This is a genomic window from Paenibacillus naphthalenovorans, assembly GCF_900099895.1.
GTDB lineage: Bacteria > Bacillota > Bacilli > Paenibacillales > NBRC-103111 > Paenibacillus_G > Paenibacillus_G naphthalenovorans.
The window spans coordinates 22,284-43,243 of the sequence record NZ_FNDY01000029.1; the positions used below are offsets into that span (position 1 = coordinate 22,284).

Annotated in this window: 25 protein-coding genes; all 25 read left to right on the plus strand. The window is 48.6% G+C overall.

Annotated elements, in window-relative coordinates:
• The first annotated feature begins 327 nt into the window (after window positions 1-327).
• The 25 genes from rpoB (at window position 328) to rplR (ending at window position 20,948) form a co-directional block, all read left to right on the plus strand.
• On the plus strand, window positions 328-3,882 hold the full coding sequence (gene rpoB, locus BLT35_RS20540) for a DNA-directed RNA polymerase subunit beta (protein ID WP_171006031.1): 3,555 nt from the start codon (window positions 328-330) through the stop codon (window positions 3,880-3,882).
• A gap of 112 nt (window positions 3,883-3,994) precedes the next feature.
• The gene (gene rpoC / locus BLT35_RS20545; RefSeq protein WP_062410372.1) at window positions 3,995-7,615 is read left to right on the plus strand and encodes a DNA-directed RNA polymerase subunit beta'; all 3,621 of its coding nucleotides are present in this window, start codon (window positions 3,995-3,997) and stop codon (window positions 7,613-7,615) included.
• Between the two features lie 153 nt (window positions 7,616-7,768).
• Window positions 7,769-8,020, plus strand: coding sequence for a ribosomal L7Ae/L30e/S12e/Gadd45 family protein (locus BLT35_RS20550; protein WP_054818706.1), 252 nt, complete (start codon window positions 7,769-7,771; stop codon window positions 8,018-8,020).
• Between the two features lie 129 nt (window positions 8,021-8,149).
• Window positions 8,150-8,569, plus strand: coding sequence for a 30S ribosomal protein S12 (gene rpsL / locus BLT35_RS20555; RefSeq protein WP_054818707.1), 420 nt, complete (start codon window positions 8,150-8,152; stop codon window positions 8,567-8,569).
• A gap of 46 nt (window positions 8,570-8,615) precedes the next feature.
• Entirely contained in the window at window positions 8,616-9,086 is a 471-nt protein-coding gene (rpsG, locus tag BLT35_RS20560; RefSeq protein ID WP_054818708.1) for a 30S ribosomal protein S7, read from the plus strand.
• Window positions 9,087-9,122: 36 nt separating this feature from the next.
• Window positions 9,123-11,198, plus strand: a complete 2,076-nt coding sequence (gene fusA, locus BLT35_RS20565) for an elongation factor G (protein WP_054818709.1) — start codon at window positions 9,123-9,125, stop codon at window positions 11,196-11,198.
• Between the two features lie 33 nt (window positions 11,199-11,231).
• The gene (gene tuf, locus BLT35_RS20570) at window positions 11,232-12,422 is read left to right on the plus strand and encodes an elongation factor Tu (protein ID WP_054818710.1); all 1,191 of its coding nucleotides are present in this window, start codon (window positions 11,232-11,234) and stop codon (window positions 12,420-12,422) included.
• A 301-nt stretch (window positions 12,423-12,723) separates the two neighbouring features.
• Entirely contained in the window at window positions 12,724-13,032 is a 309-nt protein-coding gene (gene rpsJ, locus BLT35_RS20575) for a 30S ribosomal protein S10 (protein WP_062410373.1), read from the plus strand.
• A gap of 54 nt (window positions 13,033-13,086) precedes the next feature.
• Entirely contained in the window at window positions 13,087-13,713 is a 627-nt protein-coding gene (gene rplC / locus BLT35_RS20580) for a 50S ribosomal protein L3 (RefSeq protein ID WP_054818711.1), read from the plus strand.
• 24 nt (window positions 13,714-13,737) lie between these two features.
• The gene (gene rplD / locus BLT35_RS20585; RefSeq protein ID WP_054818712.1) at window positions 13,738-14,361 is read left to right on the plus strand and encodes a 50S ribosomal protein L4; all 624 of its coding nucleotides are present in this window, start codon (window positions 13,738-13,740) and stop codon (window positions 14,359-14,361) included.
• The gene (gene rplW, locus BLT35_RS20590; protein ID WP_054818713.1) at window positions 14,361-14,651 is read left to right on the plus strand and encodes a 50S ribosomal protein L23; all 291 of its coding nucleotides are present in this window, start codon (window positions 14,361-14,363) and stop codon (window positions 14,649-14,651) included. Before rplD ends, rplW begins: the two co-directional genes overlap by 1 nt.
• 31 nt (window positions 14,652-14,682) lie before the next feature.
• Complete coding sequence (rplB, locus tag BLT35_RS20595) at window positions 14,683-15,513, plus strand: 50S ribosomal protein L2 (RefSeq protein WP_074729641.1); 831 nt, start codon at window positions 14,683-14,685, stop codon at window positions 15,511-15,513.
• Window positions 15,514-15,552: 39 nt separating this feature from the next.
• Window positions 15,553-15,837 carry a 30S ribosomal protein S19 gene (gene rpsS, locus BLT35_RS20600; RefSeq protein ID WP_054818715.1) on the plus strand — a complete coding sequence of 95 codons (285 nt, stop codon included), beginning with the start codon at window positions 15,553-15,555 and terminating at the stop codon, window positions 15,835-15,837.
• A 48-nt stretch (window positions 15,838-15,885) separates the two neighbouring features.
• On the plus strand, window positions 15,886-16,221 hold the full coding sequence (gene rplV, locus BLT35_RS20605) for a 50S ribosomal protein L22 (RefSeq protein WP_054818716.1): 336 nt from the start codon (window positions 15,886-15,888) through the stop codon (window positions 16,219-16,221).
• Window positions 16,222-16,234: 13 nt separating this feature from the next.
• A complete protein-coding gene (gene rpsC, locus BLT35_RS20610; RefSeq protein ID WP_054818717.1) occupies window positions 16,235-16,900 on the plus strand; it encodes a 30S ribosomal protein S3 in 666 nt (221 codons plus the stop codon).
• Window positions 16,901-16,902: 2 nt separating this feature from the next.
• Window positions 16,903-17,337 (plus strand): 50S ribosomal protein L16, encoded by a 435-nt coding sequence (gene rplP, locus BLT35_RS20615; protein WP_062410375.1) that lies wholly within the window; start codon window positions 16,903-16,905, stop codon window positions 17,335-17,337.
• On the plus strand, window positions 17,327-17,527 hold the full coding sequence (gene rpmC, locus BLT35_RS20620; protein WP_062410376.1) for a 50S ribosomal protein L29: 201 nt from the start codon (window positions 17,327-17,329) through the stop codon (window positions 17,525-17,527). The genes rplP and rpmC overlap by 11 nt, the downstream gene beginning before the upstream one ends.
• Before the next feature lie 24 nt (window positions 17,528-17,551).
• Window positions 17,552-17,815 carry a 30S ribosomal protein S17 gene (rpsQ, locus tag BLT35_RS20625; RefSeq protein WP_054818719.1) on the plus strand — a complete coding sequence of 88 codons (264 nt, stop codon included), beginning with the start codon at window positions 17,552-17,554 and terminating at the stop codon, window positions 17,813-17,815.
• Window positions 17,816-17,857: 42 nt separating this feature from the next.
• The gene (gene rplN, locus BLT35_RS20630) at window positions 17,858-18,226 is read left to right on the plus strand and encodes a 50S ribosomal protein L14 (protein ID WP_054818720.1); all 369 of its coding nucleotides are present in this window, start codon (window positions 17,858-17,860) and stop codon (window positions 18,224-18,226) included.
• 115 nt (window positions 18,227-18,341) lie between these two features.
• Window positions 18,342-18,695 carry a 50S ribosomal protein L24 gene (rplX, locus tag BLT35_RS20635; protein WP_062410377.1) on the plus strand — a complete coding sequence of 118 codons (354 nt, stop codon included), beginning with the start codon at window positions 18,342-18,344 and terminating at the stop codon, window positions 18,693-18,695.
• 30 nt (window positions 18,696-18,725) lie between these two features.
• On the plus strand, window positions 18,726-19,268 hold the full coding sequence (gene rplE, locus BLT35_RS20640) for a 50S ribosomal protein L5 (protein ID WP_054818721.1): 543 nt from the start codon (window positions 18,726-18,728) through the stop codon (window positions 19,266-19,268).
• Between the two features lie 58 nt (window positions 19,269-19,326).
• Window positions 19,327-19,512 carry a type Z 30S ribosomal protein S14 gene (locus BLT35_RS20645; protein ID WP_026326663.1) on the plus strand — a complete coding sequence of 62 codons (186 nt, stop codon included), beginning with the start codon at window positions 19,327-19,329 and terminating at the stop codon, window positions 19,510-19,512.
• A gap of 32 nt (window positions 19,513-19,544) precedes the next feature.
• Window positions 19,545-19,943: a 30S ribosomal protein S8 gene (gene rpsH / locus BLT35_RS20650; protein ID WP_054818722.1), complete on the plus strand. Its 399-nt coding sequence runs from the start codon at window positions 19,545-19,547 to the stop codon at window positions 19,941-19,943.
• Window positions 19,944-19,974: 31 nt separating this feature from the next.
• The gene (gene rplF / locus BLT35_RS20655) at window positions 19,975-20,517 is read left to right on the plus strand and encodes a 50S ribosomal protein L6 (protein WP_054818723.1); all 543 of its coding nucleotides are present in this window, start codon (window positions 19,975-19,977) and stop codon (window positions 20,515-20,517) included.
• A 62-nt stretch (window positions 20,518-20,579) separates the two neighbouring features.
• Window positions 20,580-20,948 carry a 50S ribosomal protein L18 gene (gene rplR, locus BLT35_RS20660; protein ID WP_062410378.1) on the plus strand — a complete coding sequence of 123 codons (369 nt, stop codon included), beginning with the start codon at window positions 20,580-20,582 and terminating at the stop codon, window positions 20,946-20,948.
• Window positions 20,949-20,960 lie beyond the last annotated feature (12 nt).

Below are 20,960 nucleotides of genomic sequence, written 5' to 3' on the forward strand. Positions count from 1 at the left end.
AAAAATGTTGACTTGAATTTTGGGATGTGATATTATATTAAAATGTCAGTATTATGGTCATGCTTTTTCTCTTTAGTTTACTAAAATGTCAAGATATTTTTTTCATGCTGGGATGAATAAGATTTTATCATTTGACGTATAATGTTTAAATTTTAGGTAAACCCTACAAGGTGTGAAGAAAATTATGGTAAAATGGGGAAAAAGTCACCTGTTCGTTGTACGATTCGTGCATCGTAATAACAAGCTTCCTTAAGAAGTTTATCTTCGTGCAGTATTTACTCGAGAAGGCTTCCCAAAGAGGCTTTTATTTTGTTCTATTGAGTAGACATGAGGGGTGAATCTAAGTTGGCGGGACATCTTGTTCAATTAGGTCGACGTAAACGCAGGTCGTACGCGCGGATTCATGAGGTGTTGGAAGTTCCAAACCTGATTGAAATCCAACAAAAATCATATCAGTGGTTTTTGGATGAAGGGTTGCGTGAAATGTTTCAAGATATTTCCCCAATCCAAGATTTTACGGGGAATTTGGTGTTGGAATTTATCGACTACAGCTTGGGAGAGCCAAAGTATTCAGTGGATGAATCCAAAGAACGCGACGTCACCTTCGCTGCACCGCTTCGTGTGAAAGTACGTTTGATCAATAAAGAGACTGGCGAAGTCAAGGAGCAGGAAGTCTTTATGGGCGATTTCCCTCTGATGACCGAAACGGGTACTTTTATTATCAACGGCGCTGAACGGGTTATTGTCAGTCAGCTGGTTCGTTCCCCGAGCGTCTATTTTAGTACGAAAGTCGATAAAAACGGTAAAAAGGCTTATACCGCTACCGTGATTCCGAACCGCGGCGCTTGGCTTGAATTGGAAACGGATGCGAAGGATATCATCTATGTGCGTATTGACCGTACAAGAAAAATCCCTGTAACCGTACTGCTTCGTGCACTCGGCTTCGGTACCGACGCGGAAATCATAGACCTGCTGGGTGACGATGAATATATCCGCAATACGTTGGACAAGGATAACACCGATTCGACGGACAAGGCGTTGATTGAAATTTACGAGCGTCTTCGCCCGGGCGAGCCGCCGACGCTGGATAATGCGAGAAGCTTGCTGATCGCCAGATTCTTCGATCCGAAGCGTTACGATCTTGCCAATGTTGGACGGTACAAAATCAACAAAAAGCTGCATATCAAAAATCGTCTGTTCAATCAACGTCTGGCTGAGACCCTTGTTAATCCGGAAACAGGCGAGATTATTGCAGAAGCTGGACAACAGCTTGACCGCCGTTTGCTCGACACGATTATTCCTTATCTGGAAGACAACGTCGGCTTCAAAGAATATTCGGTCGCTAACGGCGTAACTGAAACAGATAAGATTACGCTGCAGCACATTAACGTCTACTCCCCGATTGAAGACGGGAAAGTGGTTAAAGTCATCGCCAACGGGAAAATTGACAAGTCGGTGAAGAACATTACGCCGGCTGATATCATTGCATCGATCAACTATTTCATTAACTTGCTGCATGGGATCGGCAGCACCGATGATATCGATCATCTGGGTAACCGTCGCTTGCGTTCCGTGGGAGAGCTTTTGCAGAACCAGTTCCGCATTGGCCTGTCCCGGATGGAGCGCGTGGTACGCGAGCGGATGTCGATTCAGGATGTGAACACGATCACCCCGCAGCAATTGATCAATATACGTCCGGTCATCGCTTCGATCAAGGAGTTCTTCGGAAGCTCCCAGCTGTCGCAGTTTATGGACCAGACGAACCCGCTTGCCGAACTGACGCACAAACGCCGCCTGTCCGCTCTTGGACCCGGTGGTTTGACGCGGGAACGCGCAGGTTTTGAAGTGCGGGACGTCCATCACTCCCACTATGGGCGGATGTGTCCGATTGAGACGCCGGAAGGACCGAACATCGGTTTGATTAACTCACTTTCCACGTTCGCGCGTGTGAATGAATTCGGCTTTATTGAAGCGCCCTACCGGCGTGTTGACCCGAATACCGGCATAGTTACGGATGAGATCGCTTATTTGACGGCCGATGAAGAAGATAATTACGTGGTCGCGCAGGCGAATGCCGAGTTGACCGAGGACGGCAGATTTGCGAATGATAACGTCATTGTCCGTTACAAGGACGATATTCTGACGCTCCCTAAAGAGCGTGTCGATTACATGGACGTTTCCCCTAAGCAGGTTGTGTCGGTAGCGACGGCGCTTATTCCATTTTTGGAAAACGACGACTCCAACCGTGCTCTCATGGGTTCGAACATGCAGCGTCAAGCCGTTCCGCTTCTTATCCCTAAGGCGCCGCTTGTCGGTACGGGGATGGAGCATAAGGCGGCCAAGGACTCGGGTGTATGTGTCGTTTCCAAGGTGAACGGTGTAGTAGAACGGGTGACGGCTAACGAGATCTGGGTACGCCGTCAGGAAGTAGTGGACGGCCGGCTGGTGAACGGAGACATCGTTAAACATAAATTGCACAAGTTTTTGCGCTCCAATCAAGGAACATGTATTAACCAACGTCCGATTTGCCATAAAGGCGAGCAAGTGCGCGTAGGAGATATCCTCGCCGATGGTCCGTCGACGGAGATGGGCGAGCTTGCGCTCGGGCGGAACGTAGTGGTTGCCTTTATGACATGGGAAGGCTACAACTACGAGGATGCGATATTGCTTAGTGAAAAACTGGTGAAGGAAGACGTCTATACTTCCATTCACATTGAAGAATATGAGTCTGAAGCCCGGGATACGAAGCTCGGACCGGAGGAAATCACCCGTGATATTCCGAACGTCGGGGAAGATGCGCTGAAAAATCTCGATGAGCGCGGAATTATCCGCGTCGGTGCCGAGATCGCGGCAGGCGACATTCTGGTGGGCAAAGTAACGCCAAAAGGGGTTACGGAGCTGACCGCGGAAGAACGTTTGCTTCATGCGATTTTCGGTGAAAAAGCCCGTGAAGTTCGCGATACTTCGCTTCGTGTGCCGCACGGTACCGATGGTATCGTAGTCGACGTGAAAGTATTTACCCGTGAGAACGGCGACGAACTGCCTCCTGGCGTAAACCAGCTGGTGCGCGTCTACATCGCCCAGAAGCGGAAAATTTCCGAAGGCGACAAGATGGCGGGACGTCACGGAAACAAAGGGGTTATCGCACGGATTTTACCGGAAGAGGACATGCCGTTCCTGCCGGACGGCACGCCGGTTGAAGTTGTGCTGAACCCGCTTGGCGTTCCTTCCCGGATGAACATCGGACAGGTGCTGGAAGTTCACTTGGGGATGGCTGCCAAGTATCTCGGTATCCATACGGCAACGCCGGTATTCGACGGTGCTAATGAATACGACGTGTTCGATACGATGGAAGAGGCCGGCATGCAGCGTAACGGCAAGACGATCCTGTACGACGGCAGAACCGGTGAACCGTTTGAGCGAGAGGTAACGGTAGGCGTCATGTATATGATCAAGCTGGCTCACATGGTCGATGATAAAATCCATGCGCGTTCGACAGGGCCGTACTCGCTCGTTACGCAGCAGCCGCTGGGCGGTAAAGCTCAGTTCGGCGGACAGCGGTTTGGCGAGATGGAGGTATGGGCGCTCGAGGCTTATGGTGCAGCTTATACCCTGCAGGAGATTTTGACTGTGAAATCCGACGACGTGGTAGGACGCGTCAAAACGTATGAGTCGATTGTTAAAGGTGAGAATGTTCCGGAGCCTGGCGTACCGGAATCCTTCAAGGTATTGATCAAAGAGCTTCAAAGCTTGGGTATGGATGTGAAAATCTTGTCCGAGAATGAAGAAGAGATCGAAATGAAGGAAATCGACGATGAGGATGAGGTAACAAGCGATAAGCTTAACCTTAACCTTGAAGGCGCGGAAATGGGAGTCGAGTAATCTATTGGGCCAGGCGTAAGCCACGGGTGTATGAAGCGTACAGACAGCACATTCTTACAACGGATGCTTCCGGTGTAGATTTGCCCACACAAACTTGGAGGAGGGTTGCTCCTTGATCGACGTCAACAATTTTGAATTCATGAAAATCGGATTGGCTTCCCCCGACAAAATCCGTTCATGGTCCAGAGGCGAAGTGAAAAAGCCGGAGACGATCAACTACAGGACGCTGAAACCTGAAAAAGAAGGCTTGTTCTGTGAGAAAATATTTGGTCCGACCAAGGATTGGGAATGTCATTGCGGTAAATATAAACGGGTTCGTTACAAAGGCGTTGTCTGTGACCGCTGCGGCGTAGAAGTTACGCGTCAAAAAGTGCGCCGCGAGCGCATGGGTCACATCGAGCTTGCAGCACCGGTTTCACATATCTGGTATTTCAAAGGAATTCCAAGCCGTATGGGGCTTGCGCTCGACATGTCTCCGCGGTCTCTGGAAGAGATCATCTACTTTGCTTCCTATGTCGTAACTGATCCTGGAGATACGCCGCTGGAGAAAAAACAGCTGCTCTCCGAGAAGGAATACCGCAGCTATCGGGAAAAATACGGCTATGCATTCCAAGCCGGTATGGGCGCGGAAGCGGTGAAGAAGCTGCTTCAAGACATCGACATCGAGAAAGAAGTCGATATGCTGAAGGAAGAGCTGAAAACCGCTCAAGGTCAACGCCGTAACCGTGCCATTAAACGTCTTGAGGTTATGGAAGCATTCCGTAACTCCAAAAATATGCCGGAGTGGATGGTGCTCGACGTACTGCCGGTTATCCCTCCGGAGCTTCGTCCGATGGTTCAGCTTGACGGGGGGCGCTTTGCGACCTCTGACTTGAACGATTTATACCGCCGTGTCATCAACCGGAACAACCGTCTGAAACGTCTGCTTGATCTGGGCGCTCCTGATATTATCGTGCAGAACGAAAAGCGGATGCTTCAGGAAGCGGTTGACGCGCTTATTGATAACGGCCGCCGCGGCCGTCCCGTAACGGGACCGGGTAATCGTCCGCTCAAATCCCTCAGCCACATGCTGAAGGGTAAACAGGGGCGTTTCCGTCAAAACCTGCTGGGTAAGCGGGTTGACTACTCCGGCCGTTCCGTTATCGTGGTGGGACCGAGTCTCAAAATGTATCAGTGCGGACTTCCAAAGGAAATGGCATTGGAATTGTTTAAGCCTTTCGTCATGAAAGAGCTTGTGAATAAAGGTCTTGCGCATAACATTAAGAGCGCAAAACGCAAAGTGGAACGCGTTAGTCCTGAAGTATGGGATGTTCTTGAGGAAGTCATCAAGGAACACCCGGTTCTGCTGAACCGTGCTCCCACGCTTCACCGTTTGGGCATTCAGGCGTTCGAGCCGATTCTGGTTGAAGGCCGGGCGATCAAGCTGCATCCGCTTGTTTGTACGGCATATAACGCCGACTTTGACGGAGACCAGATGGCCGTTCACGTTCCGTTGTCTGCAGAAGCCCAGGCGGAAGCCCGCGTGCTGATGCTCGCAGCAGGCAATATTCTCAACCCAAAAGACGGCAAACCGGTTGTTACGCCGTCGCAGGACATGGTTTTGGGAAGCTTCTACTTAACGACGGAAAACAAGGAAGCCAAAGGCTCCGGTACGATTATTCGTTCGATTGAAGAAGCCGTGTCGCTCTACCACCGCGGAGATGCGGCTCTGCATGCGCGCGTGGCGATTCCGGCCAAGGCTTTGAAAAAAACCAGCTTTACGCCGGAACAAGAAAAGGCCATGCTGATCACAACGATCGGTAAAATTATCTTCAATGAGATTTATCCGCCGGACTTCCCATACATTAATGAAGCGACGAAAGCGAATTTGCTGAACGGACCTTCAAACGATTATTTCGTGTTCGAGAAAGGCGTGGATCTTCGCAAGAAAATGGCGGAGCTGCCTGAAACGAAAGCGGTCGGAAAAGATTACCTTGGCACGATCATTGCAGAATGCTTCCGCCGTTACCATACGACACAAACGTCGATCACGCTGGATAATATCAAGCAGCTTGGATTTACTTACTCTACGCGTGCCGGTATCACCATTGCCGTAGCGGATGTGACGGTTCCGAAGGAGAAAGATGAAATCCTTAGAGAATCCGACGAAAAAGTTCGTGTGGTTACGAATCAATATCGCCGCGGTTTAATTACAGACGATGAACGCTACGACCGCGTTATCGCGATCTGGAGCAAGGCCAAGGATGAAATTACCGATATTTTGATGAAGTCGCTTGATAAATATAATTCCATCAATATGATGGTGGAATCCAAAGCACGGGGTAACAAATCGCAAATTACCCAGCTTGGCGGAATGCGCGGTCTGATGGCTAACCCGTCCGGTAAAATCATCGAGCTTCCGATCAAGTCCAATTTCCGCGAAGGGTTGACCGTATTGGAGTACTTTATCTCCACTCACGGTGCACGGAAAGGTTTGGCCGATACCGCACTTCGTACGGCGGACTCGGGTTACTTGACCCGCCGTCTGGTAGACGTGGCTCAAGACGTAATTGTTCGTGAAGAAGATTGCGGTACGGATAAAGGGTTCCTCGTCAGCAGAATCCAGGATGGTAAAGAAGTCATCGAAGATCTGTATGACCGAATCGAAGGACGGTACTCCTTTGAAACGATTCGTCATCCGCAAACAGGTGAGATTATTATTAACCGTAACGAGCTGATTGAAGCACATATTGCCGACCAAATTATAGCAGCCGGTATTGAGAAGGTACAAATCCGTTCCGTACTCAGCTGCCGTTCCAGACATGGCGTCTGCAAAAAGTGCTACGGCCGTAATCTGGCGACCGGTAAACATGTAGAAATCGGCGAAGCGGTAGGTATTATCGCGGCGCAATCCATCGGTGAACCAGGAACGCAGCTTACCATGCGTACGTTCCATACCGGGGGCGTTGCGGGCGACGACATCACGCAAGGTTTGCCGCGGATTCAGGAGCTCTTCGAAGCTCGTAATCCAAAAGGGCAAGCGATAATTTCTGAAATTGACGGTGTGATTAAAGAAATCCGTGAAGCGAAGGATCGTCGTGAGATTGAGGTTCAAGGCGAAGCTGAATCGAAAGTATATTCCGTACCTTACGGCTCCCGGATTCGCGTCACAGTGAACCAGACCGTAGAGGCCGGAGATGAGCTGACGGAAGGCTCGATCGATCCGAAGGAAATGCTGCGCATTAAAGGGATCCGCGGCGTGCAGAACTACATTTTACAGGAAGTTCAGCGCGTATACCGGAACCAAGGGGTGGAAATCAACGACAAGCACGTCGAAGTGATGATCCGCCAAATGCTGCGTAAAATTCGCATCGTCGATGCCGGAAATACGACTCTGCTTCCGGGATCCTTTGTGGACATTCATGAGTACGAAGAAGCGAACAAAGTGGCGCTTTTCGCCAATGAGGAACCTGCTGTTGCCAAACCGGTGCTTCTGGGTATTACCAAAGCATCGCTCGAAACAGATTCCTTCCTCTCTGCGGCATCGTTCCAGGAAACGACTCGTGTCCTGACGGATGCGGCGATTAAAGGAAAAGTCGACCAGCTGCTCGGTTTGAAGGAGAATGTGATCATCGGTAAACTGATACCGGCAGGTACGGGGATGGCAAGATACCGTAACATCCGCATTACAGATCCGAACGCAGAGCCAAGGGATGAAGAGTTGACTGAAGCAGAAGCGGTAACCGTAGAGTAACGAAGAAGACCCGGCGCTTGCCTTCAAAGTATGGATTGTAAAATCTTTTTGAAGGCAAGCGTCCATTCTTGACACGGTAAAACCGAGATGCTAATATATCAAAGTGTGCCATTTTCTAAGCCTAGTCACCTGTCCTTTTGGAGGATATGATCTATGTCTTATGATAAAGTGAAACAGGCAGCAAAGCTGATTATAGGCACGAAACAAGTGACGAAAATGGTAGAGGCGGGACATGCCGCCGAAGTTTTCGTTGCCAGAGATGCAGATCCGCGAATTACGATAAAAATAGTTAACCTCTGCAAGATGATGGGGGTTAAAGTGACATACGTGGACTCCATGACCATGTTAGGTAAAGCGTGTGGAATCGAAGTAGGCGCAGCTATGGCTGCGGTAGTGAATGAATGATGCAGTAATGTTTTTGCCTGAGAATCCGTAAGGGTTTAAGGTAAAAACTTTTACTTTGTTCATTTACGATTCGCCTGGATCTGTGGGCTTGAAAAGAAAGAACCATTCATATTAAAGGAGGTGGCCAATATGCCAACAATTAACCAGCTCGTTCGTAAAGGACGCCAAGCGAAAGTTGTAAAATCCAAATCCCCGGCTCTTCAAAGAGGTTTCAACGCCTTGAAAAGAGAAGCGACGAATCTGAGTTCTCCTCAGAAACGTGGCGTCTGCACTCGTGTAGGTACGATGACCCCGAAGAAACCAAACTCTGCTCTTCGTAAGTATGCGCGTGTTCGCTTGACGAACCGTGTAGAGGTTACTGCCTACATTCCGGGTATCGGACACAACCTGCAGGAGCACAGCGTTGTTCTGATTCGCGGCGGTCGTGTTAAGGACCTTCCAGGGGTACGTTACCACATCGTTCGCGGCGCACTCGATACTTCCGGTGTAGCCAACCGCAAGCAAGCACGTTCCAAGTACGGCGCAAAACGCCCGAAAGAGAAAAAGTAATACAGCTTTTATAAATTGAATGATTTTAGAAGAAAGGGGGATAACTATGCCTCGTAAAGGTCCAGTTACTCGCAGAGACGTATTGCCAGATCCGATTTATAACAGCAAGCTCGTTACCCGCTTGATCAACCGCATTATGATTGATGGTAAAAGAGGAACAGCTCAAACAATCCTTTATAATGCTTTCAATCTGATTAAAGAACGTACGGGTAAAGAACCTATGGAAGTATTTGAACAAGCGATCAAAAACATTATGCCGGTTCTTGAAGTTAAAGCTCGCCGTGTTGGGGGTGCCAACTATCAAGTTCCTGTAGAGGTAAGACCTGATCGCCGTACGACTTTAGGTCTTCGCTGGCTTGTAAACTATTCCCGCCTGCGCGGTGAAAAAACGATGGAAGAAAGACTGGCTCAAGAAATCATCGATGCCAGCAACAACACAGGCGCTTCCGTGAAAAAACGCGAAGATACGCACAAAATGGCAGAAGCCAACAAGGCGTTTGCACATTATCGTTGGTAAAATTAAATTCCTTTTTATAGGAAGGAGACGTTCCTGATGGCAAGAGAGTTCTCCTTGAAAGATACGCGTAACATCGGGATCATGGCGCATATTGATGCCGGCAAGACCACCACGACGGAACGCATCCTGTTCTACACTGGCCGCGTGCACAAAATCGGTGAAGTTCACGAGGGTGCTGCTACGATGGACTGGATGGAGCAGGAGCAGGAGCGCGGAATCACCATTACTTCCGCTGCTACGACCGCTCAATGGAAAGGCCACCGCATCAATATTATCGACACCCCGGGACACGTTGACTTCACTGTAGAAGTTGAACGCTCCCTGCGCGTATTGGACGGAGCAGTAGGCGTATTCAGCGCCAAAGAAGGCGTTGAGCCGCAGTCGGAGACAGTTTGGAGACAAGCGGACCGTTATGGCGTTCCCCGGATCGCCTATGTCAATAAAATGGATATCATCGGTGCGGATTACCTGCAGGTTATCCAATCGATGCGCGATAAGCTTGGCGCGAACGCAGTTGCCATTCAGCTGCCGATTGGGGCTGAAAATGATTTCAAAGGCGTTATCGACCTTATCGAGCGTAAAGCTTATATCTACAAAGACGATCTGGGTAAAGAACCTGACCAGGTTGAAGTCCCTGCTGAATACAAGGATAAAGTGGAAGAGCTTCGTCTTGAGCTTGTAGAGAAGGTAGCGGAGCTTGACGAAGAACTGATGATGAAATATCTGGAAGGTGAAGAACTGACGGTCGAAGAAATTAAAGGGGCGCTCCGTAAAGGGGTTGTCGGCGTTAAAATCTTCCCGGTTGTCTGTGGATCGTCTTACCGGAATAAAGGCGTACAGTTAATGCTGGATGCCGTTATTGACTATCTCCCGTCTCCAATCGATGTGCCGAACATCAAAGGTACGCTCGAGGACGGATCGGAAGTCGTACGTAAATCTTCTGATGACGAACCGTTTGCCGCTCTGGCATTCAAAATCATGACAGACCCGTTTGTCGGCAAATTAACGTTCTTCCGTGTGTACTCAGGGGTTCTGAACTCCGGTTCTTACGTATTGAACGCGACAAAAGGCAAACGCGAACGGATCGGCCGTATTCTTCAGATGCATGCGAACAGCCGTCAGGAAATCAGCGAGGTTTATGCGGGTGACATTGCGGCTGCCGTAGGCTTGAAGGATACTGTGACCGGGGATACGCTGTGTGATGAGAAGCATCCGGTTATTCTGGAATCCATGAACTTCCCGGAACCGGTTATTCAGCTGGCTGTTGAACCGAAAACAAAAGCCGACCAAGACAAAATGGGTATTGCGCTGGCCAAATTGTCTGAAGAAGATCCGACTTTCCGTGCGCATACGGATGAAGAAACCGGCCAAACGATCATCTCCGGTATGGGTGAGCTTCACCTTGAGATTATCGTCGACCGCATGCTTCGCGAGTTCAAGGTAGAAACCAATGTGGGTAAACCGCAGGTTGCCTACCGCGAAACGTTCCGTCAACCGGCTAAGGTTGAAGGTAAATTCGTTCGCCAATCCGGCGGCCGTGGTCAATACGGACATTGTTGGGTTGAGTTCGAACCGCTGGAGCCGGGTACCGGATTCCAGTTTGAAAGCAAAATTGTCGGTGGTGCGATTCCTAAAGAATTCATCCCTCCGATTCAAGCCGGTATTGAAGAAGCTATGAAAAATGGCGTATACGCAGGCTTCCCGCTCGTGGATATCAAAGCAACTGTCGTTGACGGTTCTTACCACGATGTGGACTCCAGCGAAATGGCGTTTAAAATTGCTGGTTCCATGGCACTCAAAGCTGCCGGAGAAAAATGCCGTCCGGTATTGCTTGAGCCGATCATGAAGGTAGAGGTTACCGTGCCGGAAGAGTACATGGGCGACGTTATGGGCGACCTGAACTCCCGCCGCGGAAGAATCGAAGGTATGGATTCCCGCTTCGGCGCGCAAATTATCCGTGCCAAAGTGCCTCTTTCCGAAATGTTTGGTTACTCTACGACGCTGCGCTCCCGTACACAAGGCCGGGGTGTATACTCGATGGAAATTTCGCACTATGAAGAAGTGCCTAAGTCGATTGCCGAAGAAATCGTTGCAAAGAACAAAGGCGCTTAATATAATTACTATATTTAAGGAGGCTATTCACTCATGGCTAAAGCAAAATTTGAGCGTACAAAACCGCACGTTAATATTGGCACCATCGGTCACGTTGACCATGGTAAAACAACTCTGACTGCCGCAATCACTACCGTATTGTCCAAAAAATACGGCGGTGCCGCTGTAGCTTTCGATCAAATCGACAAAGCACCGGAAGAGCGCGAACGCGGTATCACGATTTCGACTGCACACGTTGAATATGAAACGCCTAACCGTCACTATGCACACGTTGACTGCCCAGGCCACGCTGACTATGTTAAAAACATGATCACGGGTGCTGCGCAAATGGACGGCGCGATCCTGGTTGTATCCGCAGCAGACGGTCCGATGCCGCAAACTCGCGAGCACATCCTGCTGTCCCGTCAGGTAGGCGTACCTTACATCGTGGTATTCCTGAACAAATGTGACATGGTTGAAGACGAAGAGCTTCTTGAACTGGTTGAAATGGAAGTTCGCGACCTGCTGAACGAATACGAGTTCCCAGGCGACGAAACTCCAATCATCCGCGGCGCTGCTCGTGAAGCCCTGCAAAACCCAGACGGTCCTTGGGCTGACAAAATCATTGAGCTGTTCGAGCAAATCGACAACTACATCCCTACGCCTGAGCGCGACACTGATAAACCTTTCTTGATGCCGGTAGAGGACGTGTTCACGATCACTGGTCGTGGTACTGTTGCTACAGGCCGTGTAGAGCGTGGTGTGGTTAAAGTCGGTGACGAGGTTGAAATCATCGGTTTGGCTGAAGAAACTCGCAAATCCGTTGTTACGGGCGTAGAAATGTTCCGTAAGCTTCTGGATTCCGCACAAGCTGGTGACAACATCGGTGCACTGCTTCGCGGTGTAGACCGTAAAGACATCGAGCGTGGACAAGTTTTGGCAAAGCCGGGTTCCGTTAAACCGCACACGAACTTCACCGCTCAAATCTACGTTCTGACAAAAGAAGAAGGTGGACGTCACAAACCTTTCTTCAGCGGTTACCGTCCGCAGTTCTACTTCCGTACAACGGACGTAACAGGTATCATCAACCTGCCGGAAGGTTCCGAGATGGTTATGCCTGGTGACAACATCACTGTTACCGTAGAACTGATCTCGCCGATCGCTATCGAAGAAGGAACTCGCTTCGCGATCCGTGAAGGCGGCCGTACAGTTGGTGCCGGCGCCGTTGCAACCATCAGCAAGTAATTTCGGTGATCCGAATCCTATAGATTTACGTACTGTTCCGAAGCAAGACCAAAGCAATTTGTACTGTTCCGAAGCAACCCTTCATCTATATAGATGAAGGGTTTTAATTTTTTAGGCATCCGCAGCATTTTTTTCTTGCTTTTCATAATGAAATTTAATATAATAGTGAACGTTGGTCTGTGACGTTGCGATGATGTGAGAGGTTGCTGACACGCCCGGCCCCTTTGCCATAGGGACGGCGTCAGGAGATTTTCACGGAGTATGTCCGATACTAAATTGGGCGAAAGAAGGAGGGAATACTATGGCAAAGCAAAAGATTCGTATTCGTTTGAAGGCGTATGATCACAGAATTCTGGATCAATCTGCCGAAAAAATCGTGGACACTGCAAAACGTTCCGGTGCAGGGGTATCTGGTCCGATTCCGCTTCCTACCGAGAAGCAAATCATCACGATTCTTCGTGCGGTTCACAAGTACAAAGATTCTCGTGAACAGTTCGAGATGCGTACACATAAACGTTTGATCGATATCGTCAATCCGACGCCGCAAACGGTTGATGCATTGATGCGTTTGGATCTGCCGTCCGGTGTGGACATCGAAATCAAACTGTAATATATACACTGTGGTTATAAAACAACAGGCTAAAGAGGAAAAGAGGTGTCAACGATGACTAAAGGTATCTTAGGTAAAAAGATTGGGATGACTCAAGTATTTACTCCTGAAGGATTGGTTGTTCCGGTTACCGTTATTGAAGCAGGTCCTTGCACGGTGCTGCAAAAGAAGGACGTAGAGAACGACGGTTACGAAGCCATCCAAATCGGTTTTGCCGACAAGAAAGAAAAGAATGCGAACAAACCTGAGTTGGGCCACGCGAAAAAAGCCGGCACAACACCTAAGCGCTACGTGAAAGAAATTCGCAATGTACAGATCTCTGAGTATGAAGTTGGCCAGGAGATCAAGGCTGACATCTTCGCAGAAGGCGAATTCGTTGACGTAACGGGTACATCTAAAGGTAAAGGATTCCAAGGCGTTATCAAAAGACATAACCAATCCAGAGGTCCGATGGCGCACGGCTCGCGTTATCATCGCGGTCCGGGTTCGATGGGCTCGATCCAGGCTAACCGTGTTCCAAAAGGTAAAAACCTTCCGGGTCACATGGGTACAGAGACGGTTACCATTCAAAAGCTTGAAGTGGTTAAAGTCGATGCGGAACGGAATGTACTTCTAGTTAAAGGCTCCATTCCAGGTCCTAAAAACAGCTATGTTACCGTGAAATCTTCAGTGAAGAAGTAAGAAAGCGGGAAAGGAGGATAACAAATGCCAAAAGTAGCAGTGTATAACGTTAGTGGTTCTCAAGTAGGCGAAGTGGAACTGGCCGACAGCGTGTTCGGAATCGAGCCGCACGTTCATGTATTGAACGAAGCGGTATTGATGCAGCGGGCATCCCTTCGTGCCGGAACTCATAAAACTAAAGGTCGCTCCGAAGTGCGCGGCGGCGGTCGCAAACCTTGGAAGCAAAAAGGTACAGGTCGTGCGCGTCAAGGCAGCATCCGCTCTCCACAATGGAAAGGCGGCGGTACCGTATTCGGACCGACACCACGCAGCTATGCTTACAAGCTGCCTAAGAAAGTTCGCCGTTTGGCGATTAAATCCGCGTTGTCTTCCAAGGTGAAGGCGAGCGAAATTATCGTGCTGGATCAATTGCAACTGGCTCAGCCGAAAACGAAAGAATTTGTATCCATTTTGAATAACCTTAAAGTAGATCGTAAGGCTTTGGTTGTGACGGCTGCATATGACGAGAACGTAGCATTGTCCGCACGCAACATTCCTGGAGTTAAATTTGTGGCTGCCGAAGGAATCAACGTGCTTGATGTTATGGTCTATGACAAGCTGATCATTACGAAGGATGCGGTGCAAAAGGTAGAGGAGGTGTTTGCGTAATGAAGAACCCTCACGATATTATTAAAAGCCCGATCATTACTGAACGTTCCAGCGAAATGATGGCGGATAAGAAATATGTATTCGAGGTGGATCTCCGTTCGAATAAAACGGAAATCAAGCAAGCGATCGAACAAATTTTCAAAGTGAAAGTTGCGAATGTCAATACGCTCAGAGTACCGGCGAAGCCAAAGCGCTACGGCCGCTATTCCGGATATACGTCCGAATGGAAAAAAGCGATCGTGACACTCAGCGCAGACAGCAAAGAGCTGGAATTCTTTGAATCGGTATAAGATGAATTCTTGAAGTAAGGAGGGAACCCACGTGCCTATCAAAAAATATAAACCAACGTCTCCTGCAAGACGTGCGATGTCGGTTTCTACATTTGAAGAAATCACAACATCGACTCCGGAGAAGTCGCTTTTGGCTCCTTTGAGCAAAAAAGCGGGACGCAACAACCAAGGTAAAATTACGGTTCGTCACCAAGGCGGCGGACATAAGCGTAAATACCGTATTATCGACTTTAAACGGAACAAAGATGGAATACCCGGTAACGTTGCTACAATCGAGTATGATCCGAACCGTTCCGCTAACATTGCATTGATTCATTATGTGGATGGCGAGAAGCGTTATATCCTCGCTCCGAAAGGCCTTAAAGTAGGCGATCAAATCGTATCCGGTCCGACAGCGGACATCAAGGTCGGCAATGCATTGCCGATGGAGAACATCCCTGTAGGTACGGTGATTCACAATATCGAATTGAAGCCCGGAAAAGGCGGCCAACTAGTTCGCGCAGCCGGTACGGAAGCGCAGCTGCTTGGTAAAGAGGATCAATACGTTATTGTTCGTTTGTCCAGTGGTGAAATGAGAAGAATTTTGAAAGTGTGCCGCGCAACGGTAGGTTCCGTAGGTAACGAAGATCACGAGCTCGTGAAAATCGGTAAAGCCGGACGTTCCCGTTGGTTGGGTAAAAGACCGGAAGTTCGCGGTTCCGTTATGAACCCGAATGATCACCCGCACGGTGGTGGTGAAGGTCGTTCCCCGATCGGCCGCAAATCCCCGATGTCTCCTTGGGGCAAGCCGACACTCGGATATAAAACACGGAAGAAGAACAAAGCTTCCAATCAATATATTATTCGTCGCCGCACGAAATAATTCGGTTTTCAGTTCGGTTAAAGAAGGGAGGAATGAAGCATGGGTCGCAGTTTGAAAAAAGGTCCATTTGTTGACGGTTATCTTTTGAAGAAAGTGGAAGCAATGAATGGTGAGGGTGTTAAAAAGCAAGTAATCAAAACTTGGTCCCGCCGTTCCACAATTTTCCCGCAATTCATCGGCCACACCTTTGCTGTATATGACGGCAGAAAGCATGTGCCGGTATATGTGACGGAAGATATGGTCGGACATAAGCTTGGTGAATTTGCTCCAACCCGTACTTACAAAGGTCACGCGGGTGACGATAAGAAGACGGGCAAGCGCTAATAGATGAACGTGAATTCGATTGAGTTGTGAATGAGAGGAGGTACTTCCATGCAACAAGCTAAAGCCATTGCAAGATATGTTCGTGTTGCTCCCCGCAAAGTTCAATTGGTTGTCGACTTGATCCGCGGCAAGAAAGTAGGCGAAGCGATCGCTATTTTGCGTCATACGCCAAAGTCCGCTTCCCCGATCGTGGAGAAGCTGTTGAACTCGGCTATTGCCAATGCGGAGCACAACTACTCTTTGGACGTAAACAACCTGGTGGTTGAGCAGGCTTATGTGAACCAGGGACCAACTTTGAAAAGATTCCGTCCTCGCGCTATGGGTCGTGCGAGCCGCATCAATAAACGTACCAGCCACATTACAGTAGTGGTATCTGAGAAATAAGGAGGGATAACGTGTGGGTCAAAAAGTAAACCCGGTAGGACTTAGAATTGGTATTATTCGCGACTGGGAATCCAAGTGGTATGCTGGAAAAGATTTCGGCGATCTGCTTATGGAGGACGTAAAAATCCGCGAATATTTGAAAACAAAACTGAAAGATTCCGCTGTTTCCCGTATTGAAATCGAACGTGCGGCAAACCGCGTGAACGTAACCATTCATACAGCTAAGCCTGGCATGGTTATCGGTAAAGGCGGATCGGAAGTCGAGGTTATCCGCGGCTACCTGTCCAAGCTGACTAACGGCAAGAAAGTTCATATTAACATTTCGGAAGTTAAAAATTCGGATCTGGATGCGATTCTTGTAGCTGAAAGCATTGCACAACAACTGGAGCGCCGCGTATCGTTCCGTCGTGCATTGAAACAAGCGATTCAAAGATCGATGAGAGCCGGAGCCAAAGGTATTAAAACATCGGTTAGCGGTCGTTTAGGCGGAGCGGAAATCGCCAGAACCGAAGGATACAGCGAGGGTACAGTTCCTCTTCATACATTGCGTGCGGATATCGATTATGGTACGGCGGAAGCTCACACCACTTACGGTCGGATCGGCGTAAAAGTATGGGTCTATCGCGGCGAGGTTCTTCCAACGGCTAAGAAAAAGGCTGCTACGGAAGGAGGCAACTAATCATGTTAATTCCTAAACGTGTAAAACACCGCAAAGAGCACCGCGGGAAAATGCGCGGCCGTGCAAAAGGCGGAACGGAAGTTCATTTTGGTGAATATGGTTTGCAGGCGTTGGAACCGGCTTGGGTAACCAACCGTCAAATCGAGGCTGCACGTATTGCCATGACCCGTTACATTAGACGGGGCGGTAAGGTTTGGATCAAAATCTTCCCTGCCAAACCAATCACTCAAAAGCCGCTTGAAGTCCGGATGGGTAGCGGTAAAGGTAACGTAGAAAAATGGGTTGCTGTCGTTAAACCGGGTAAAGTTCTGTTTGAACTTGCCGGCGTAAGCGAAGAAGTCGCTCGTGAAGCTATGCGTCTCGCCTCTCACAAGCTGCCAATCAAGACGAAGTTTGTGAAAAGAGAAGAACTGGGTGGTGAAGCAAATGAAAGCTAGTGAATTTCGCAACTTAACCACTGCTGAGATCGAACAAAAAATTTCCGGATTTAAAGAGCAGCTCTTTAACCTCCGTTTTCAACTAGCTACAGGTCAACTGGAAAATCCCGTACAAATTCAAAAAGTCCGCAAAGATATTGCTCGGGCAAAGACGGTTTTGCGTGAAAGAGAATTGGGAATCACTAGTTAATGAATGAGAGAGGAGGATTTTAACATGGCTGAACGCAACGAGCGTAAAACGCAGCAGGGTAAAGTCGTCAGCGACAAAATGGACAAAACCATCGTTGTCGCCGTTGAAACTTATAAGAAGCACGACCTTTACCACAAGCGCATCAAATACACGAAGAAGTTCAAAGCTCATGACGAAAACAATGAAGCCAAAATCGGCGATATTGTTGAAATCATGGAAACCCGTCCGCTCTCCAAAGACAAACGCTGGAGATTGGTCAAAGTGGTCGAAAAAGCGGTTATCGTTTAATATAAGCATTCGGCATCAATTCCGGAAGGAGGGAATTACACAATGATTCAACCATTTACACGATTGAAAGTAGCTGACAACTCTGGTGCAAAATCGCTGATGTGTATCCGCGTGTTGGGTGGTACCGGTCGTCGTACCGCTAACATCGGTGATCTGATCGTTTGCTCTGTGAAAGAAGCAACACCAGGGGGCGTTGTCAAAAAAGGTGATGTGGTTAAAGCTGTAGTTGTACGTACGAGACGCGGTGCGCGCCGTAAGGACGGATCCTACATCAGCTTTGACGAGAATGCAGCGGTTATCGTAAAAGAAGACAAGAGCCCGCGTGGTACTCGTATCTTTGGACCGGTAGCTCGTGAACTTCGTGACAGAGACTTCATGAAAATCGTATCTCTGGCTCCAGAAGTTATCTAATTGTCGTTCATTGACATTCAATTCGGATGCTTACGAAGTGGTTTTCTAACGAAAGCCTAAGCAGACGCTTACGAGGAAGGCATTCTTCCGAATGCCCTTAGGAGGTGGAAACATAATGCCAAAACAACCGAAGAAACTCGAGTCCCATAACAACAAACTTCATGTCAAAAAAGAAGACAAAGTGTTCGTTATTAGCGGTAAAGATAAAGGAAAAACGGGTCGCGTGATCGCTGCTTATCCTCGCGAGAACCGCGTGTTGGTCGAAGGTGTAAACTTGATCAAGAAGCATGCCAAGCCATCCCAACAAAACCCGCAAGGTGGCATCCTTACACAGGAAGCTCCTATTCACGTATCCAACGTGATGCTGGTCGATCCAAAAACAGGCGAGCCTACACGTGTTGGCTACAAAGTGCTTGATAACGGCAAAAAAGTTCGCGTTGCGAAAAAATCCGGCGAGATTATCGATTAATATCTGGTAAGAAAGGAGGCACTCGGATTCATGGCTGCAAGATTGAAGGATCGTTTTCTGAACGAAATTACTCCTGCTCTGATGCAAAAATTTAATTACACCACGGTGATGCAGGTTCCTAAAATTGAGAAAGTAGTTATCAATATGGGCGTTGGCGAGGCGGTTTCCAACTCTAAAGTGCTCGATACTGCTGTACAAGATCTGCAATTGATCTCTGGTCAAAAGCCGGTGATCACAAAAGCGAAAAAATCAATCGCAGGCTTTAAACTGCGTGAAAATATGCCGATCGGCGTGAAAGTAACATTGCGCGGCGAGCGTATGTACCACTTCTTGGACAAATTGTTTAACGTTGCTCTTCCGCGCGTGCGCGACTTCCGCGGCGTATCTACCAAAGCATTTGACGGCCGCGGCAACTATACGCTCGGATTGAAAGAACAGTTGATTTTCCCGGAAATTGAATACGACAAAGTAGACAAGGTCCGCGGCATGGATATCGTCATTGTAACAACAGCTAAAACGGATGAAGAGTCCCGTGAATTGTTAACACAATTAGGCATGCCGTTTTCCAAATAATCAGGACAGGCACCCGAGTGCCGGATCCCAACGGAAACCCCAGGAGGTGTAAACTGAAGTGGCAAAAACTTCGATGAAGGTCAAACAGCAGCGTCCTCCTAAATTTAAGGTGCAGGCCTATACGCGCTGCGAACGCTGCGGTCGTCCGCATTCCGTGCTTCGGAAATTTAAAATTTGCCGGATTTGCTTCCGCGAATTGGCATACAAAGGCCAGATTCCTGGCGTGAAGAAAGCAAGCTGGTAAAACTCATAGTTTCGGGAAGGAGGTTTCAACACATGGTTATGTCCGATCCAATTGCAGATATGCTTACACGCATTCGCAACGCTAACGTCGTTCGTCATGAGACTGTGGAAATTCCGGCTTCGAAGATCAAAAGAGAAATTGCTGAGATCCTCAAGAAGGAAGGCTTCATTCGTGACGCTGAATATATCGAAGACAACAAGCAAGGTATTATCCGCGTATTCTTGAAATACGGCCCTAACAACGAGCGCGTTATCACTGGTCTGAAAAGAATCAGCAAGCCAGGCCTGCGCGTTTATGCGAAGAGCCAAGAGGTGCCTCGCGTACTGGGCGGCTTGGGTATCGCCATCCTGTCCACATCCAAAGGTGTGATGACGGACAAGGAAGCTCGTCAATCCAAAGCCGGCGGAGAAGTTATCTGCTACGTTTGGTAATAAAGATTTTGAATGAATGGAGGTGCAGAACATGTCCCGTATTGGTCGCAAACCAATCACGATCCCAAGCGGAGTAAACGTGACTATTGATAACACATTGATTACGGTAAAAGGACCTAAAGGCACTTTGAGCCGTGAACTGCATAGAGATATGAAGATCAACGTTGAGGGCAATGTCATTACAGTAGAGCGCCCTTCAGATAATAAATTGCACCGTTCTCTCCATGGTACGACGCGCAGTGTTGTGCAAAACATGGTGAGCGGAGTAACGGACGGATTTGCTAAAAGTCTCGAGTTGGTTGGCGTAGGATACCGTGCGAACAAATCCGGCAACAAGCTGGTGTTGAACGTAGGTTACTCGCACCCGGTAGAAATCGAGCCGGAAAACGGCATCGAATTCGAAGTTCCTTCGAATACGAAAGTCATCGTTAAAGGAATCGATAAAGAGCTGGTAGGCGCAACTGCCGCTAAAGTCCGTTCTGTTCGTGAGCCTGAGCCGTATAAAGGTAAAGGTATCAAGTACGAAGGCGAACGTATTCTTCGTAAAGAAGGTAAAGCCGGTAAGAAGAAATAAGGCCGCGTAATGGACACTGCGTGCTAATGTTTCTGATCCAACTCGAAAGGAGTGACACAAGAATGATTACCAAAGTCGATAAAAATAAAGCGCGTTTGAAAAGACATCTTCGCGTGCGCAAGAAAATTCAAGGAACGGCTGAGCGTCCTCGTCTCAACATTTTCCGTTCCTCCAAGCATATGTATGCCCAATTGATCGACGATGTTAAAGGCGTTACACTTGCCTCCGCTTCCACGCAAGACAAGGAGCTCAGAGAGGGCATCCGTAACGGCGGCAACATCGAAGCGGCTACGAAGGTTGGAGCATTGATCGCTGAACGCGCCAAAAAAGTCGGTGTCGATAAAGTGGTTTTCGACCGCGGCGGATATTTGTATCACGGTCGTGTCAAAGCACTTGCAGACGCTGCTCGTGAAGCAGGTCTTGAATTCTAATCTAAATTTACA